This window comes from Streptococcus pantholopis, from assembly GCF_001642085.1.
Lineage (GTDB): Bacteria > Bacillota > Bacilli > Lactobacillales > Streptococcaceae > Streptococcus > Streptococcus pantholopis.
The window spans coordinates 1690313-1706977 of sequence record NZ_CP014699.1; the positions used below are offsets into that span (position 1 = coordinate 1690313).

Here is a 16665-nt window from a genome sequence, read left to right on the forward strand (position 1 = left end):
TGATTTCGTCTGCCACCCCTACCAAGACGGCTAAACATAAGCGGAAAAATTTAGCCCTCTAAATCATTTCAAGCGCTTCCCGCAGACATACAGCTATGCACTTTTTAATCTATACAGCCTTAGCTCTGTACTCAGTGTTACAGTGCCTTCTGTCTTCATATATTTTGCATTCTCTATTTTACGCTAAAAATCACTTTTCGTCAAAACATTTACCATTTTTACTCCTGGGAATTTCTCTGCTTAATCAGGTCTAGAACTTCTTTCATATCTCTGGCCTTTGTATCGGCTTGAGACTGGTCAACAGCCATTCTTTTTTCTTCATAAGCAATTGTATAAATCCCAGCGCTTTTAGCCGCTTTAATTCCGGAAGGCGAGTCCTCCACTACCAGCGCTTGAGAAGGAAATAAATCAAAATAGTTTAAGACAAACTGATAAATAGCTGGATCGGGCTTGCTTTTGGGAAAATCTTCACCGCTGACAACTAAATCAAAGGCCTCTTTAATCCCGCAGTTTTTCAAAATATCTAAAAGATATGATTTCTGCGTTGATGAAGCAACCGCAAGCGATATATGCTGTGCTTTGGCGTACTGTAAAATTGCTGTGATGTCTGTTCTAAACAAAGGCAGGTAGGCAGCGGGATGATATTTTTTCTGCTCAATCCTTCTGAGCCCCTGTTCAATATCATCAAAAGTCAGATGCGTCTTGGTAAGTGCCTTGATCCGAGCCAGTAAATCCTGCCCAGAACGTCCGACTAAATGAGAAAAATCGTCATGAGTCAATTGCTCAGGAAATGAGGAAAGAGATTTAATATAAGCGCTCTGAAGCTGAAAATCCAAATATTCCGTATCAACAATGACCCCATCCATGTCAAAAATAATAGCTTTTATCATAGCAACTCCCGGCTTTAGCAATAAATTCAGCCGTCCTGGCTGCAGCAGCTGCAGAGCCAATCAGGCAGAAGCTCTTTTATACCTCCAGTATAGCAAAATAATCAAAGAAGAACCATTTATAATTAAGACTTTAACAGTCACTATAAAAAGGCAGACATAAAAAACCAGATGCAGCCATCTGGTTTTTAGCTTTATTTTACTTTTGCTGTGCTTGTCACTGCTTCGACCGCTTTTTTCATTGCAATATCATGTTTAAGCATATCTGCTGAAAGAAGATTGCGAACCTGTTCGTTAGGCATATTGTATTCAGCAGCAAGTTCTGTAACTTCTTTTTCAATTTCTTCTTCTGTTGCTTCAAAATCTTCAGCCTTAGCAATCGCTTCAATGACGAGATTAGTCTTGGTCCGTTTTTCAGCATCGACTTCATATTGTTTATGAAGGTCTTCCTCAGTCGTTCCTGTCAACTGATAATACATTTCTGGTGAAATACCTTGACGCTGCATATTATTCATAAATTCATTCATTGCACGATGAACTTCTGCGTCAACCATTTCTTCAGGCAGTTCAACAATCTCAGCATTTTCAACAGCCAATTCAAGCGCAGCACCTTCAACAGCATCATCATAAGCTTTTTTCTTATCAGCTGCTAATTCGTCCCGATATTTAGCTTTCAGCTCTTCAAGGGTTTCCACCTCTTCATCGATATCTTTTGCCAGTTCATCATCAAGCTCCGGTACTTCTTTTGCCTTTACTTCATGAACAGTTGTGACAAATTTTGCCGCCTTGCCGGCCAAATCTTCAGATTGGTAATCTTCTGGGAATGTCACATTGACATCAAGGGTTTCCCCTGCCTTGCTGCCGACCAGCTGTTCTTCAAAACCAGGTATGAACTGTCCTGAACCAAGTTCAAGAGAGAAATTATCCCCTTTGCCGCCATCAAATTCAACACCATCAACTGAACCGACAAAGTCAATAACAACAGTATCCCCTTCTTCAGCAGCATCATCTTTAAGAACGAGTTCAGCTAGATTATTGCGCTCAGCTTCAACCTTTTGATCAATTTCAGCATCAGTCACTTCCTGATCGACATCAACTGATACCTCAAGATTTTTATAATCACCAAGCTTAACTTCCGGCTTAGTTACCACTTCGGCTGTCAAAGTCCAGTCTGCCCCTTTTTCCATTGACTTAACATCAATCTTCGGCTGTGCCACAACATCAAGTCCTAATTCAGCAACTGCTGCATCATAGGCTGCAGGCAAAATAGCATTGAGAGTATCCTCATACAGGGCTTCTTCCCCAAACCTCTGATTAAAAATTGCACGCGGTATACGCCCTTTACGGAATCCTGGGACGTTCAAGTCTTTTTTTACTTTATTGAATGTCTGATCCAGCGCCGGCTGAATCTTATCCTGACCGATTGTGAATGTAATGAGACCACGATTTGTAGCTGTATTTTCAAATGATGTTGACATTGCAGTCGTTTCTCCTTAAAATTATTTAGATACAGTTTAGTTTACCATATTTCATGAGCTTTTAAAAGTTTTTTTATACAAATTTCTTTCATCTGAAAAAATTTGAGGAGGGATTAGTCAAAATGACAATGACTTTCTGCTGCTTTTTTGACAGACCGTTATAGCCTGAACGCCGCTCAAAAAACTGTCTTCTCTTTTCGTTTTGCTGTTTTTTTGATAAACTAAGCTTATGGCTATTATAACAAGATATATCGAGCAGCTTCATCTGGACGATTTGGCTGTTGAGGCCCTTTCAAAGCTGGTCTCCTTGCTGCTCTTGCTGCTTTTATTTTTTATTAGCAAACGAATCCTGTCCCATATCCTAAACCAGACGATTGGCAAATCGCTGTCTTTTATACGTCAGAATAAAGCCCGACAGCAGACCATTGTTAAGCTGTCAAACAATATCATGAATTATGGGCTTTATTTTCTTCTCCTTTACTGGACATTAACAATTTTGGGAGTCCCGGTTTCCAGCCTCTTGGCTGGAGCAGGGCTCGCCGGCCTGGCAGTCGGTCTTGGAGCTCAGGGCTTTCTCTCAGATGTGGTTAACGGTTTTTTTATTCTTCTGGAAAACCAGTATGATGTCGGCGATTCTGTTGAAATCGGCTCAATCGCGGGCAATGTTACCAATCTTGGTATCCGTACAACTCAGGTTCGCGGGTTTGACGGGACGCTCCACTTTATCCCCAATCGGGAAATTTTGCTTGTCAGCAATAAATCGCGCGGCAATATGCGGGCACAGATCGATATTCCGATTTATGCTCATGCCAATCTGGAAAAAATCACTGATATCATAGAAACAGTCAACAAAAAACAGCTGCCAAACTACCCAGAAATTGTTGACAATCCAGTAATTCTGGGGCTGCAAACCAATCAAGCTGGACAGTTGGTTTTTCGCATTCATATTTTTGTTCAAAACGGTCAGCAAAATCGAATTTACTCAGTCTTTTATGGCTTTTATCAAGAAGCCTTGACTGCAGACGGTATTCAGCTGCCAACAATCAACACTTTTAAAGATCAGTCTCTTCCAGCCGCTAAAGGCTGACAGGCTTATCAAAAAAAGGACAGGCCCCATGATTGTGAGGTCTGTCCTTTTTTTATCTCAAAATTTCCGAATCGGATCTTGACTGTGCTGAGCTCGCGCTCCGCCTACCAATTTAGGACGGCTGGCAAGCGCCGTCACATGGGCTCCCCCCAACTCACGTTCCAGAGGGATGAGCGGGACTTGTACACGCTTAACATGCATCCCGATTGATGTATCACCGATATCAAGTCCGGCATCGGCAGTCACTTCCTCCACTTCAACAGGATCAGTCATAAATTTAAAAGCTGCAAGCTGTCCGCTTCCGCCAGCATGAACTGTCGGCAGAACATTGACAACCTCCAGGCCCTTGCTTTCTGCTGCTGCACGTTCAACGACCAGAGCGCGGTTAATATGCTCACACCCCTGAACCGCCAAATACACACCGGATTTGGCAACTTCTTCCATAATAGTTTTAACGATGACTTCACCAATTTCAAGATTGGAATTCTTTCCGATTAAGCCGCCGGCAACCTCACTGGAAGACAGGCCTAAAACAAAAATCTGGTCTTTTTTAATCGCACTGCGCTCAATAATATCAGCTGCAATGCGTCTGGTTTCCTTTTCCAGTATTTTCAAATCCATAGATAAACTTCCTCTCTTAATAACTGGCAGCAGCCAAATCTATCGCTTTCCAGAGCGTCTATAGGCCAAGTAAGTAAAACCACCTGCTGCCAGCCCCAGAATATTCTGAGCAATATTGCCCCAGATTCCTGCCCAGGCAGCACCCCAGCCATAGCCAAGCAGCAATGCTGCTGCAAAATAAGATCCTACCATAGCAACACCAGCCAACAAGATTCCCAGCAACCGTTTCTTGCCTTTCCAGCCAGCAAAGAAGCCCTGAAGGCCATGAGCTATTAAACTATAAATCATATAGTGAGGATAACCAAGCAAAAGGTCAATTAAAAAACCTGACAGCCCGCCCACAACTGCTCCTGACTGCGATCCAAGATAGAAGGCTGTGAAGTATATCCCCGTATCCAATAAAGTTAAATAGCCCGTCGGCGTCGGCAGGTGAATATAGGCTAAAACAACACTTAAAGCTGTTAACACAGCCAAAACCGCTAATTCTTTTGTCTTATTTTTCCCCATAATACGGCACCACCCCATATTCATTTGCGTGTGTAATAGCATGATAAACAAAAGCTTTGGCCTTTTTTACAGCTTCAGGCAGATTGCTTCCAAAAGCCAGCTGAGCCGCAATACTGGCCGCGAAAGTACAGCCAGCACCGTTATTATTATGATTAAGCAAAGGTGTGCTGAACTCCTGCATATTTTCACCATCATAAACTATATCTGTAGCTAAGGGAGAGGCTAGCCTTGTCCCTCCCTTTATTACTACACTTTCAATCCCCATCTGGTATAAGAAGTAAGCAGCATTCTGCATGTCAGCTAAATTCCTGATAGACTGACCAGATAAGATTTCAGCTTCATGAAGATTAGGAGTCACTGCAGTAACATAAGGAAAAAAATCACGCAAGATAGCCCGCATATCAGCTACTTCTTTATCACTGTTTTCTTTAAACACAAGGACTGGATCCAAAACTATTTTGGCAGCAGCTTGCTGTTTAATAAAATCCAAAACAGCAGCCGCAATCTCTTCAGTTGGGAGCAGGCCGATCTTAATAACCGAAAAAGGGATACCTGCAAGGCTTTTCAGCTGCTTCTTAAAAACTGTCAAATCTGTCGGAATAACCTCTAGCTGCCCCTCCTCCACACTAGTCATACAGGTCTGAGCGACAAAGGCAAAAAGGCGGTATTGCGAAAAAGTGGCTAAATCGGCCTGCAGGCCTCCGCCACTGAGGATATCACTGCCTGCTATCGTTAAAATATAATCATTCTTCATAAATAATCTCCTTCAGATAAAGACCATTACCCGCAGCAGTCGGTCCAGCCAAGGTGCGATCCTTTGTTTCCAATACAGTCTTAATCTGACTGACAGGCATCCTGCCCGTTCCGATTTTAAGTAAGGTCCCCACCATATTGCGGACCTGTTTATAAAGAAAACCGTCACCGGAAAAGGTAAAAACCAAAAGATTTTTATCTTTGTCAAAGCGAAGCTCAGCCGCTTTTATGGTACGGACCTTATTGATCACACTGCTGCCAGCAGCGGTAAAGCCGGTAAAGTCATGCGTCCCAAGCAAATCTGGGAGAGCCTCTTCCATAAGCGCAAGAGTCAGCGGATAGGGGAAGTGGGTAGCATAGTGACGCAGCAAAGGGTTTTTAGGCCGGCCGATATCTACAAGAAATTCATAGGTTTTATAATGCTTATTATAACGAGCATGAAAAGCCTCTGAAACCTCTTGAACACTAATCACATCAATATCATCCGGTGTCTGTGTATCCAGTCCGAAACGCAGTTTTTCAAGATCACGCGCCTGCGGTAAATCAAAATGAACGACCTGACCGTAAGCATGAACACCAGCATCCGTACGCCCGGCACCATGGACAACAACAGCCTGTCCGCTGTTTAAGCGCTGCAGTGTCTTCTCAAGCTCCTCTTGAACTGTCCGCTGCCGCGGCTGGCGCTGAAAACCAGAAAAATCTGTCCCGTCATATGAAATAATCGCCTTATATCGTATCATGCCATTATTTTATCATTTCTCGGCACAGGACTCTAGGATAGATTACAGAAACTGTCCCCAGACAGATCGATCATCAGCCAGTAAAACCGGACGCTCTCGCAGCAATTTCACTAAAATAAAGATGCCCCAGATATTGGCCTACAGCCTAAGACCTAGTCGTAAAACCTGAGATAAAATACCGCTCTTATGCCGCCTTGTTTAAAATAGCACCATCTGATCATCAATCAAAAAAGAAGAGGTGACCCCGGCTTTAATCCGAGAGTGTTCAGTCCTCTTCTTTTTGAATTTAAATCTCTTCAAAAGCATCTTTCATTTTATCAAAGAAGCCTTTTTTCTTGGGGTGGACCTTATCTCCTCCAGCTGCTGCAAAAGCTCTCAAAGCTTCTTTTTGAGCATCATTTAATTTATTTGGGGTTACAATATTGACCGTCACATGCTGGTCACCTTGTCCGTTCCCTCTGAGTTTAGGAGCACCTTTGCCTTTCAGACGGAAGGTTTTTCCGGTCTGTGTACCTGCCGGAATAGACATCTCAACATTCCCGTGAACGGTAGGCACTTCAACTGTATCGCCAAGAGCTGCCTGAACAAAACTAATGTCCATCTGATAATAAATCGTTGAACCATTTCGCTCAAATTGACTGCTTGGCAGGACATTAATAATGACAAACAAATCTCCGTAAGGACCGCCGTTAAATCCAGCCTCACCTTGACCCTGCAGACGAATTTGCTGTCCGGTTTCGACACCGGCAGGAATTTTCACAGATACTTTATGCGTCTGTGTCTGATGGCCTGTTCCATGACATGTTGCACAAGGCTCTTTAATTTCTTTACCGGTTCCATGGCAGACATCACAAGTCACCTGCCGGCGCATCATTCCAAGAGGAGTTTGCGTATCTACATTGATCACACCTGAACCGTGACACTTCGAACAGGTCACCGGACTTGTCCCCGGCTTGGCCCCTGTACCTGCACATGTCGCACAGGAGGACTCTCTATTGTAGCTGACTTCCTTCTCAATTCCAAAAACAGCTTCCTCAAACTGAAGATTAAGACGGTACTGCAAATCATCTCCCTGACGGGGAGCAGAAGGATTGCGGCTGGTCCCGCCGCCAAAGAAACTTGAAAAGATATCTTCAAAACCGCCAAAGCCGCTGCTGTCAAAGCCGCCAAAGCCACCGGCATCTCCGCCAAAGCCGCCTTGGGCACCAGCAGAACCGTATTGGTCGTAATTAGCACGTTTTTGCGGATCTCCCAGAGTTTCATACGCCTCTTGAATATCTTTGTATTTTTGCTCAGCACCAGCTTCTTTATTTATATCCGGATGATATTTCTTGGACATCTTGCGATAAGCTTTTTTTATCTCATCCTGAGAAGCATCCTTTGATACCCCTAAGCGTTCATAAAATTCAGTATTATTCATCTTTATATCCTTTATTCAAAAACAGAGGTTGCTGCTTTTTCTCAACCTCTGATTTATATGATTGATTTTATGGCGTAAAAAGCAATTCACTGATAGTTTAACATTTTTCAGACTTCTCTCAGTCAAAGCAGACTGTCTTTTCGGCAGCAATACCGATCCAAGGACTGCTGTATTTTGTTAAATCCTCAAACAGGCCGTGAGATCTTTTCACAGCCTGGCAAGGAAAACCACTGAGTAAAAACCTTAAACTAGCTGAGTAAAACCTTATTTTTCAGTGAACTCGCCATCAACAACATCATCGTCGCCGCCCTTGTTATCTGAAGCTCCTTCTGCTTGGTTGCCGTCTGCTTCTGCTTGAGCTTGCTGAGCCGCTGCTGCTTGTTCATAAAGTTTCACTGCTAAAGCTTGTGATTTTTCATTAAGCGCTTCTAGCTTAGTTTTCATGTCATCCAGATTTCCGGATTCTTGAGCCGCTTTTAATTCATCAAGGGCAGACTGGGCAGCATCGCGTTCAGTATCAAAACCTTTGCCTTCAGTTTCCTTAATCGTCTTTTCAGTCGCAAAGATAGCCTGATCCACTTCATTTTTAAGATCGACTTCTTCTTTGCGCTTAGCATCTGCTTCAGCATTTGCTTCAGCATCCTTCATCATGCGGTCAATCTCTTCTTCGCTTAAGCCATCATTAGATTTAATGACAATGTGCTGTTCTTTTTGTGTTCCAAGATCTTTAGCTTTTACCGAAACAATCCCGTTTTTATCAATATCAAACGTCACTTCAATTTGCGGTACACCGCGAGGAGCAGCCGGAATATCAGTCAGCTGGAAGCGGCCAAGTGTTTTATTATCTGCGGCCATAGGGCGTTCCCCTTGAAGCACGTGAATATCCACTGCAGGCTGATTGTCTGCTGCTGTAGAGAAGACTTGTGATTTAGACGTTGGAATAGTTGTGTTGCGGTCAATCAGTTTTGTAAACACACCGCCCATTGTTTCAATACCCAGTGACAGCGGAGTAACATCAAGCAGGACGACATCTTTCACATCACCTGTAATCACACCGCCTTGAATAGCAGCCCCCATAGCAACAACTTCATCAGGGTTAACAGACTTATTAGGCTCTTTGCCTGTTTCTGCCTTAACAGCTTCAACAACAGCAGGAATACGTGTTGATCCGCCGACAAGGATAACTTCATCAATTTCAGACAATGACAGTCCAGCATCAGAGAGTGCTTGACGAACCGGTGTTTTAGTCCGTTCAACCAAGTCACTTGTTAAATCGTCAAATTTAGCGCGCGAAAGATTTGTTTCCAAATGCAGCGGGCCAGCTTCACCAGCCGTGATAAACGGCAGGCTGATTTGCGTTTGTGTTACTCCTGATAAATCCTTTTTAGCTTTTTCTGCAGCATCTTTCAAACGTTGAAGAGCCATTTTGTCTGCTGCCAAATCAATACCGTTTTCTTTCTTGAATTCTTCAACCAAGAAATCAATAACTTTTTGGTCGAAGTCATCTCCGCCCAGTTTATTATCTCCAGCAGTGGCCAATACATCAAAAACACCGTCCCCTAATTCAAGAATTGAGACATCGAAGGTTCCTCCGCCTAGGTCAAAGACCAAAACTTTTTCATCTTTATCTGTCTTATCAAGACCATAGGCAAGGGCAGCTGCAGTAGGTTCATTGATAATGCGTTCTACCTCAAGTCCGGCAATTTTACCGGCATCTTTTGTGGCTTGACGCTGTGCATCGTTAAAGTAAGCAGGAACCGTAATAACAGCTTTGTCTACCTTTTCTCCAAGATAATCTTCAGCATAACCTTTAAGATACTGTAAAATCATAGCTGAAATTTCTTGCGGTGTGTATTCTTTTCCATTAGCCGCAACTTTTTCCGAGGTTCCCATTTTAGATTTAATAGAAAGAACCGTTTCCGGATTTGTAACCGCCTGCCGTTTAGCAGCATCTCCTACAATGATTTCACCGTTTTTAAAAGATACTACTGAAGGGGTCGTACGATTGCCTTCCGGATTTGCAATAATTTTACTTTCAGTTCCTTCCAGAACTGCTACCGCTGAGTTAGTTGTTCCTAAGTCAATACCAATAATTTTAGACATAAATACATTACCAAGAACCAGCCAAATACAGATTTTCACAATCCGGCTTATCAAGAAAACGGCAAAAACCGACTCTCTAGGTTCTCTTTCCTTTCAATTTTCTATTTCTTTTTTCTTATAGTTTTATGACATTGCGGTCGAATAGTCAAAGCCTCAAATCAAAAACAATGGCTCAGCACAGCAAGTTGCTGCCTCTTGCTTTTATAGGAGGCTTCTTATAAACCTCTAGTTATAAACAATAACCATAGCTGGTCTGAGCAAACGTTCATGCAGTTTGTAACCCTTTTGTAAAACCTCTGCGACAGTATCGGCCGGATGCTCATCATCTGCCGGCAAAGTTTGAACGGCCATATGGAAATTGTGGTCAAATTGCTGGACCTCAACTTCCTCTACACCTTCTTCTTTTAAGGCCTGCAGCAGGCTTTCCTGAACCATTTCAAGCCCCTTTTTAACATCATCTGTCAGCCCTTCTACAGCTAAAGCACGCTCAAGATTATCTAAGCTTGGCAGGATAGCCTTTGCTAAATCTTGAGAGCGGTAGCGCTGCAAATTTTGCCGCTCCTCATTTGCCCGACGCTGAACATTTTGCATTTCTGCATGAGCACGCAGGTATTTATTCTCAAAATCCTCTGCCCGTTCATTGGCCAGCTGCAGTTCCGATTTTTCAGGAGTTTCCTCCGCAGTTTCCTGCACTGAATCATCGGTCACTGTATCTGCTGCTTCAGTCTCTTTTTCAACTTCTTCATTTTTTACATCTTCTGCCAAGATTTCAACCTCTCTCTTTCTACTTAATTAACCTCGTAATGATTGCTGTTAAGGTAGCGGTAATAATCGCCCAGTTTCATAACCAGGACACGGCCAATCACATTAACCAAACTGACACTTCTTCGATAATCCATGTCAATCGGACCGATTAAAGCCAACAGACCGAAACCTCTATAAGGAATCAGATATTTGTGTGTTAAAACCGTAACATCAGCCAAAGCAGCTTCTTTACTGTCACCAACCTGAACACTGCCCATCTCATCTTCCTGTATACTGCTGCGCAAAGCAAGCGCAACACGCTGCGGATCATCCAGAAACTGATAGGTTTTTAGCTCTGCATATTCCAGTGAGTTAACTTTTCCGCTCACAAAGACAGACTCTTTGAATAACTCAGCAAAAATATAATCAAACAAATCTAAAACATTATCAGTCACAGTAAAGTACTTTTGCACAATCTGCGGAATCTCTGTTCTTAATTTATAGTGGATATCCATAACCGACTGGTCAAGCAGCCGCTCGTCCACAATTTCCTTTAAGATTAACAGATCGCGTTTAAGAAAATTTTTGGGAATAGCAAACTGTACTGTGGCAGGTTTTGATTCATCGAGCGTTAAAATTGCCAGAGCATCATGGTTGCTTAGCTGGACAATCTCAAAGCCCGTCAGCTTTTGTCTGGCCGGCTCCACATCAAGCACGACAGCAGTATAGCCTGTCATTTCTGACAAAACATGACTGGCACGCTGTAAGAGATCTTCCAGTTTGAAAGCCTCAAAATCAAATGCTTTAACAACCCGGTAAATATCTTGTTCATTAACACTGTCAAAACTGAGTGAGTGTTCGACAAAATACTTAAAACCAGCTGGGCTGGGCATACGACCGCTTGAAGTATGAGCTTTCTCAAGCAAACCTAATTTTTCAAGTTTGGCCATATCATTTCTGATTGTCGCGCTGCTTGAATCAATAAGTGTCTGCAGTTTTTTGGAGCCAATAGGTTCATGCGTTTGAGTAAACATTTCAATAATAAGATTTAAAATATCATTTTGCCGCGGAGTAATCACAAACCAATCCCCCCTTCCAAAGCATTTGGAAATTAGCACTCTTTAAGTAAGACTGCTAACTTATGTCTTTATTATACTCTTTTTAACAGGCCTGTCAAGAAAAAAATGCAAAATTTTAGCACTCTTTTTGAAAGAGTGCTAAAATTTTCAATCGTATTGTGTTAAATCATTTTTTTCAATAACCTGAGTGAGTTTTGAAGCATAATCAGGATCTGTACTAAAGCCAGCCCCTTGCAAAGACTGAGCCGGGCCCTTATACCCCTTTAAAGTAGCCATTTGTGTGTAGAGCCTATCTCCCCAAAGATCGCCGGATTTCAGTAAATCCAGGTAATCATAAACAGCTTCATCCCAGGAATGATAAATTTTAAAACGCACATTTTTTTCTTGCCAAACATTATCTATATATAATTCATCCTTTAACAGCACTGAATTATCACCGGCCTGTGCTCGGATACCAAATAAATTATGATATTTGACTGCCAGCAAATCCCTGCCATAATCCGAAGCTAAAACAGCCTGACCAAGAATAAGCGAAGGACGTAAACCATAAGAGGCAGCTGCCGTCTGAACAGTAGGAGCTATTTCTTTAATAAATTCTTCTTTTGTATAAGCAACAGCCTGTTTTTGCCTGCTGTCAGGAACATTGTCCCGCAGTGACAAAGATAGTGGAACAATCAAGATAAAAAGTAAAACAAAAGCAAGAAAGTATCTGAGAGAAAGCCGTCTTCTCAATTAATCACGCTCCTTTAACAAAGCAATATATTCTTCTAAACAAAGATTATTTTTTGTCATATACCGAGCGGATTCGGTCCCGACATACCGAAAGTGCCAGTCCTCATAGCCCACTCCTGTCAAGCTTGTTTTTTCTTCAGGAAAGCGCAAAACAAAACCGTAATCAGGCGCAAGTTCAGCTATTTGGGCTACTACGTCAGGGTCACTGGCATTTAAATAATCTACCGTACTCATATCAATCGCCAGACCTGTTTGATGCTCACTGGCTCCAGCAGGCTGAGAGTAAGTTTTAACTAGTTCTTCAGCCTGACTTTGAGTTAAACTAGGGTCGTCAGCCCGCTCTTGGCTGACATAGTTATCAAACAGCTCTTCCTGATAGGCTACACTGCGGTAACCCGATATAAGATGTTCACTGCTGTCAATCGCCTGAGCGGCCGCTAAAAATTCCCGAACATTGTCTGCAATACGGGAGTCAACCGCTACACCATCAACTTCAGTCAAACTCGGATTCATTTCAGCAGTAACGTTGTCACGGTTAACAAGAACCAATTCCCAGTCATCTGCCGATACATCAGGTAAAGCCGCAACTGTCTGTTCTTTGCTGGCTGCCACTGATGACGAAGAACTTGAAGCCAGCGGGCCGTCTTTACTCTCCTGCTGATAATTGAAGAGATAAACAGTCATAGCCGCAACTGCCAACATTATCAGAAATAATGTAAAAGTCAGTAAATTTCTTTGTTTCATGCGTTTTCTACGTCTTCTAAAATCTTTCTTCCTATTTGCCGGTAAGACATATCACCAACAGTCTCAAGTATAAACCGGCCGTCCTCATAATTAGCAACAGTAACCGAGCCATTATCCAGAGAAAGCCGCGGCTGATTAGGTTCCACCAGCCAGGCAAAGGTATTGATGGTCATACCATGACTTACAACAATAGCATTGCCGCCGCCTTGCTCCTCCATTTGTACAGCAATCGCTTCAAATCCATCATAAATCCTTTTTCGCAGAACAGGCCAAGGCTCTGCCCAGTTAGCAGTATCTACTTCAACAAGACTTTCAGCCAGCTCAGGATAAGGAACATCCTTCATATCACGGCCATTTTCAAAAGCCTTAGTCCTAGGCAGTACGCCATAGAAAAGCTCCCCGTCATAACCGCCATCCAAACTGCCGAAGCACCATTCCCGAATACGCTTATCACGGGTGTAGGGAATCTTCTCCTGCTGGCATTCTTTTAAAATAATTTCCATGGTTTGCATGGTCCGTCCCGAATCACTTGAAAAGGCCGCATCAAATACTATTCCAGCTTCCTTCAAACCGATACCAAGCTCCCGAATGCCAAGCTCCCCCTGTGCAGTCAGGGGCGTATCACTCCAACCTTGGGCTCGCCCGATAGTGTTAAACATCGTTTTCCCATGACGGGCAATGTAGAGTTTTACTTTCTTCATATCCCTTCCTCCGATAACTCTGCTTTTCATTATAACATGAAATGAAAACACTTGCAAAATCTGCAAGTGAATCTTTTAATTTTTAAAACTATGAATCGGAGCCGGAATCTGACCGCCGCGGGCAATAAAGTCAGAAGCAGAAGCCTTATTGACTCTCATAACAGGAGCAGCTCCCAAAAGACCGCCGAATTCCAGTATATCTCCCTCTTTTCCTTTAGGAATAAGGCGCACAGCTGTCGTTTTTTGATTAATGACTCCGATTGCAGCTTCATCTGCAATCATTGCAGCGATAGTCTCATGAGGCGTATCTGCCGGAACCGCAATCATATCTAAGCCGACCGAACAAATAGCTGTCATCGCCTCCAGCTTCTCCAAATTCAGAGACCCCTTTTCTACTGCAGCAATCATCCCTTCATCTTCAGAAATCGGGATAAATGCTCCTGAAAGACCGCCGACCTGATTGCAGGCCATAACGCCGCCCTTTTTTACCTGATCATTTAACAGGGCAAGTGCCGCTGTTGTGCCATGGGCACCAACAGTTTCAAGTCCCATCTCCTCCAGTACACGTGCAACCGAATCGCCAATCGCAGGGGTAGGAGCCAGCGATAAATCAACAATACCAAACTTCACACCTAAGCGCTCTGCAGCCATTTGACCGACCAGCTGTCCAATACGCGTAATTTTGAAAGCTGTTTTTTTCACTGTCTCAGCTAATACGTCAAAACTTTCCCCCCTCACTTTTTCTAAGGCACGTTTGACCACACCGGGGCCTGATACTCCGACATTAATAACAACATCCGCTTCACCGACACCATGAAAAGCACCAGCCATAAAGGGATTATCTTCAACAGCATTAGCAAAAACAACCAATCTGGCAGCCCCTGAATCAGATAAGCGAGCTGTTTCTTTAATGACACGGCCCATATCGCCGACAGCCGTCATATTGATGCCGGATTTACTCGAAGCAATATTGACAGAAGCACAGACTTTGCTGGTCTCAGCCAAAGCAGGAGCAATGGACTGAATTAAAATCTCATCGCCTTTTTGGTAACCTTTCTGTACCAGAGCAGAAAATCCGCCGATAAAATCAACACCAATCTCATGAGCTGCTTTGTCAAGTGCTTTGGCGATAGGGACATAATCTTTGGCAGATGTTGCTGCCCCAATCAAAGCAATAGGGGTCACAGATACACGCTTGTTAACGATAGGAATTCCTAGTTCAGCAGCAATTTCATCACCGACCGTTACAAGCCTCGCTGCTTTTGCAACAACCTTTTGATAAATCTTTTCAGCCGCACGTTCTATATCTGGATCAATGCAGTCCAGCAGGGAAATCCCCATAGTGATGGTCCGAATATCAAAATTCTGCTCCTCAATCATTTCAATTGTTTCAGTAACCTGTTTAATATTCATTCTTACTTACCTACTCACTTACAAATTATGCATGGCGTCAAAAATCGCTGTGCTTTGAATATTAATTTTGACATTTAAGCCTTCCCCCAGTGTTTCTAATTCCGAACGCAGCACAGTAAAATCTTTTTTCTCTTCTGATGAGACAAGCATCATCATTGTAAAAAATTCATCTAAGACTGTTTGTGTAATATCATCAATATTCAGGTCTAATTCTGCAATTTTGGCTGAAACCCCGGCGACAATTCCAGCTTTATCTTTCCCAACAACTGTAATGATTGCTTTCATGTCTGAACCTCCGTCTATAATGTTTTAATTTTAACATATTTTTATGACTTATTCTATATTTTCTGTATTTTCAGAAAAATAACTGGATTTTAGCCTTACTACTGTTCTGATAAAAAAACTCTCTCTTAAGGCTGACAGTCTAATCTTTATTAAAAAAATCTGCCAGACAGCTATTCGCCTCAGCAGATGGGGATAAGACAAAAACATATTATTTATCACCAGTAAACAGAGAGACAACGGCGATAACAATAACAGCTCCTAAAATAGAAGGAATAAGATGCATACCTGCCAAGGCCGGACCCCAAGCACCAAATAAACTTTGCCCAACAAACGAGCCTAACAGTCCAGCAGCTATATTAGCCAAGCAGCCCATTGAACTGCCTTTATTTGTAATCCCCCGGCAACCATTCCGATAAAAGCTCCGATAAGTAAAGACCAAATCATACCATCCTCCTTTTCTATTTATTATAGCATAAGTCATACTACAATAAAAAACTAAGAATTCATTGTATTTTTTCAAAAAAAATGGTAAACTGATATTAGTCTATAAACTAACGAGGAGGGCTTGCTATGTTCTCAGCCAAAAAATTAAAAGAAAGACGGCAGCAGTTCCAGCTGACTCAAGCCTACTTGGCAAAAGAGCTAAGCATCTCCAGACCGTCTTATTGCAATTGGGAGAAGGGTAAAACTAAGCCTAATCAAAAAAATCTTAAAAAATTATCAGAGCTTCTAGACGTTGCTCCCAGCTATTTTTTATCTGAACATGATATTGTAGCAGTTTATACACAGCTAAATCAAAACAATAAGGATAAAGTAATGGATTATTCACAAAATTTACTTGCAAAACAGAATAAAGTAGCAGACTTGGCACAGCCTAAACGCTACCCTTACAAAGTATTTGAAAAACTATCAGCCGGTTCAGGCTTTGCTTATTTTGGAGATGGCAATTTTGATACTGTTTTTTATGATGAAGAAATTGATCATGATTTTGCTTCTTGGGTTTTTGGAGATTCCATGGAACCTACCTTTTTAAATGGTGAGGTTGCTCTTATAAAGCAAACCGGCTTTGATTATGATGGTGCTATTTATGCGGTAGAATGGGATGGCCAAACCTACATCAAAAAAGTGTACCGCGAAGAAGACGGGCTGCGTTTGGTGTCTATTAATAAACGCTATGCAGACAAATTCGCCCCTTACGATGAAAATCCGCGGATTATCGGCCTAATAGTGGGCAACTTTATGCCCTTGGAGAATTAACAATCTGTCATCTTGCTTGATTAATCTTCTGAGACTGTAAAACGCATTGGAATTAAGCTAACGCTCTCTGATATCTCCTTGAACAGACTTCTGTATCAAGCAAACATTTTTTAA

General features: G+C 42.4%; 16 protein-coding genes and 2 pseudogenes. 2 read left to right on the top strand and 16 right to left on the bottom strand.

What is annotated here, in order from left to right:
* Positions 1-218: 218 nt before the first annotated feature.
* Entirely contained in the window at positions 219-890 is a 672-nt protein-coding gene (locus A0O21_RS07850) for an HAD family hydrolase (protein WP_067065236.1), read from the bottom strand.
* Between the two features lie 191 nt (positions 891-1081).
* Complete coding sequence (gene tig, locus A0O21_RS07855) at positions 1082-2365, bottom strand: trigger factor (protein WP_067063959.1); 1284 nt, start codon at positions 2363-2365, stop codon at positions 1082-1084.
* A 229-nt stretch (positions 2366-2594) separates the two neighbouring features.
* Between tig and A0O21_RS07860 the strand changes: the two genes are divergently transcribed.
* A complete protein-coding gene (locus tag A0O21_RS07860) occupies positions 2595-3452 on the top strand; it encodes a mechanosensitive ion channel family protein (RefSeq protein ID WP_067063963.1) in 858 nt (285 codons plus the stop codon).
* 57 nt (positions 3453-3509) lie between these two features.
* Here the strand turns inward: A0O21_RS07860 and A0O21_RS07865 are convergent, their stop codons facing one another.
* From A0O21_RS07865 to A0O21_RS07930, 14 genes and pseudogenes are all read right to left on the bottom strand, one after another.
* Entirely contained in the window at positions 3510-4073 is a 564-nt protein-coding gene (locus tag A0O21_RS07865) for a TIGR01440 family protein (protein WP_067063966.1), read from the bottom strand.
* 39 nt (positions 4074-4112) lie between these two features.
* A complete protein-coding gene (locus A0O21_RS07870; protein ID WP_067063970.1) occupies positions 4113-4580 on the bottom strand; it encodes an ECF transporter S component in 468 nt (155 codons plus the stop codon).
* Complete coding sequence (locus A0O21_RS07875; RefSeq protein ID WP_067063974.1) at positions 4567-5334, bottom strand: bifunctional hydroxymethylpyrimidine kinase/phosphomethylpyrimidine kinase; 768 nt, start codon at positions 5332-5334, stop codon at positions 4567-4569. Before A0O21_RS07875 ends, A0O21_RS07870 begins: the two co-directional genes overlap by 14 nt.
* Positions 5324-6073: a tRNA pseudouridine(38-40) synthase TruA gene (truA, locus tag A0O21_RS07880; protein ID WP_067063977.1), complete on the bottom strand. Its 750-nt coding sequence runs from the start codon at positions 6071-6073 to the stop codon at positions 5324-5326. The genes A0O21_RS07875 and truA overlap by 11 nt, the downstream gene beginning before the upstream one ends.
* 286 nt (positions 6074-6359) lie before the next feature.
* Positions 6360-7493, bottom strand: a complete 1134-nt coding sequence (gene dnaJ, locus A0O21_RS07885; protein WP_067063981.1) for a molecular chaperone DnaJ — start codon at positions 7491-7493, stop codon at positions 6360-6362.
* Positions 7494-7757: 264 nt separating this feature from the next.
* Entirely contained in the window at positions 7758-9596 is a 1839-nt protein-coding gene (gene dnaK, locus A0O21_RS07890) for a molecular chaperone DnaK (protein ID WP_067065238.1), read from the bottom strand.
* Positions 9597-9821: 225 nt separating this feature from the next.
* Positions 9822-10361 carry a nucleotide exchange factor GrpE gene (grpE, locus tag A0O21_RS07895; RefSeq protein ID WP_067063984.1) on the bottom strand — a complete coding sequence of 180 codons (540 nt, stop codon included), beginning with the start codon at positions 10359-10361 and terminating at the stop codon, positions 9822-9824.
* Positions 10362-10384: 23 nt separating this feature from the next.
* Complete coding sequence (gene hrcA, locus A0O21_RS07900) at positions 10385-11419, bottom strand: heat-inducible transcriptional repressor HrcA (protein ID WP_067063986.1); 1035 nt, start codon at positions 11417-11419, stop codon at positions 10385-10387.
* Positions 11420-11566: 147 nt separating this feature from the next.
* Complete coding sequence (locus A0O21_RS07905; protein ID WP_067063989.1) at positions 11567-12151, bottom strand: glycoside hydrolase family 73 protein; 585 nt, start codon at positions 12149-12151, stop codon at positions 11567-11569.
* Positions 12152-12736 (bottom strand): annotated as a pseudogene (locus tag A0O21_RS07910) (M15 family metallopeptidase); the annotation flags it as partial.
* Positions 12737-12891: 155 nt separating this feature from the next.
* Positions 12892-13596: a histidine phosphatase family protein gene (locus tag A0O21_RS07915; protein WP_067063994.1), complete on the bottom strand. Its 705-nt coding sequence runs from the start codon at positions 13594-13596 to the stop codon at positions 12892-12894.
* A gap of 75 nt (positions 13597-13671) precedes the next feature.
* A complete protein-coding gene (locus A0O21_RS07920) occupies positions 13672-15009 on the bottom strand; it encodes a PFL family protein (protein WP_067063996.1) in 1338 nt (445 codons plus the stop codon).
* A gap of 18 nt (positions 15010-15027) precedes the next feature.
* Positions 15028-15294 carry an ACT domain-containing protein gene (locus tag A0O21_RS07925; RefSeq protein ID WP_067063999.1) on the bottom strand — a complete coding sequence of 89 codons (267 nt, stop codon included), beginning with the start codon at positions 15292-15294 and terminating at the stop codon, positions 15028-15030.
* Positions 15295-15502: 208 nt separating this feature from the next.
* Positions 15503-15738: pseudogene (locus A0O21_RS07930) on the bottom strand (GlsB/YeaQ/YmgE family stress response membrane protein).
* 126 nt (positions 15739-15864) lie between these two features.
* On the opposite strand from A0O21_RS07930, the gene A0O21_RS07935 reads away from it, so the two are divergent.
* On the top strand, positions 15865-16551 hold the full coding sequence (locus A0O21_RS07935) for an XRE family transcriptional regulator (RefSeq protein WP_067064002.1): 687 nt from the start codon (positions 15865-15867) through the stop codon (positions 16549-16551).
* Positions 16552-16665: the final 114 nt, after the last annotated feature.

What these genes read in the sequence shown, in the direction of transcription:
- A0O21_RS07850 (WP_067065236.1), bottom strand. Translation starts at nt 890, where the DNA reads ATGATAAAAGCTATTATTTTTGACATGGATGGGGTCATTGTTGATACG.
- tig (WP_067063959.1), bottom strand. Translation starts at nt 2,365, where the DNA reads ATGTCAACATCATTTGAAAATACAGCTACAAATCGTGGTCTCATTACA.
- A0O21_RS07860 (WP_067063963.1), top strand. Translation starts at nt 2,595, where the DNA reads ATGGCTATTATAACAAGATATATCGAGCAGCTTCATCTGGACGATTTG.
- A0O21_RS07865 (WP_067063966.1), bottom strand. Translation starts at nt 4,073, where the DNA reads ATGGATTTGAAAATACTGGAAAAGGAAACCAGACGCATTGCAGCTGAT.
- A0O21_RS07870 (WP_067063970.1), bottom strand. Translation starts at nt 4,580, where the DNA reads ATGGGGAAAAATAAGACAAAAGAATTAGCGGTTTTGGCTGTGTTAACA.
- A0O21_RS07875 (WP_067063974.1), bottom strand. Translation starts at nt 5,334, where the DNA reads ATGAAGAATGATTATATTTTAACGATAGCAGGCAGTGATATCCTCAGT.
- truA (WP_067063977.1), bottom strand. Translation starts at nt 6,073, where the DNA reads ATGATACGATATAAGGCGATTATTTCATATGACGGGACAGATTTTTCT.
- dnaJ (WP_067063981.1), bottom strand. Translation starts at nt 7,493, where the DNA reads ATGAATAATACTGAATTTTATGAACGCTTAGGGGTATCAAAGGATGCT.
- dnaK (WP_067065238.1), bottom strand. Translation starts at nt 9,596, where the DNA reads ATGTCTAAAATTATTGGTATTGACTTAGGAACAACTAACTCAGCGGTA.
- A0O21_RS07915 (WP_067063994.1), bottom strand. Translation starts at nt 13,596, where the DNA reads ATGAAGAAAGTAAAACTCTACATTGCCCGTCATGGGAAAACGATGTTT.
- A0O21_RS07920 (WP_067063996.1), bottom strand. Translation starts at nt 15,009, where the DNA reads ATGAATATTAAACAGGTTACTGAAACAATTGAAATGATTGAGGAGCAG.
- A0O21_RS07925 (WP_067063999.1), bottom strand. Translation starts at nt 15,294, where the DNA reads ATGAAAGCAATCATTACAGTTGTTGGGAAAGATAAAGCTGGAATTGTC.
- A0O21_RS07935 (WP_067064002.1), top strand. Translation starts at nt 15,865, where the DNA reads ATGTTCTCAGCCAAAAAATTAAAAGAAAGACGGCAGCAGTTCCAGCTG.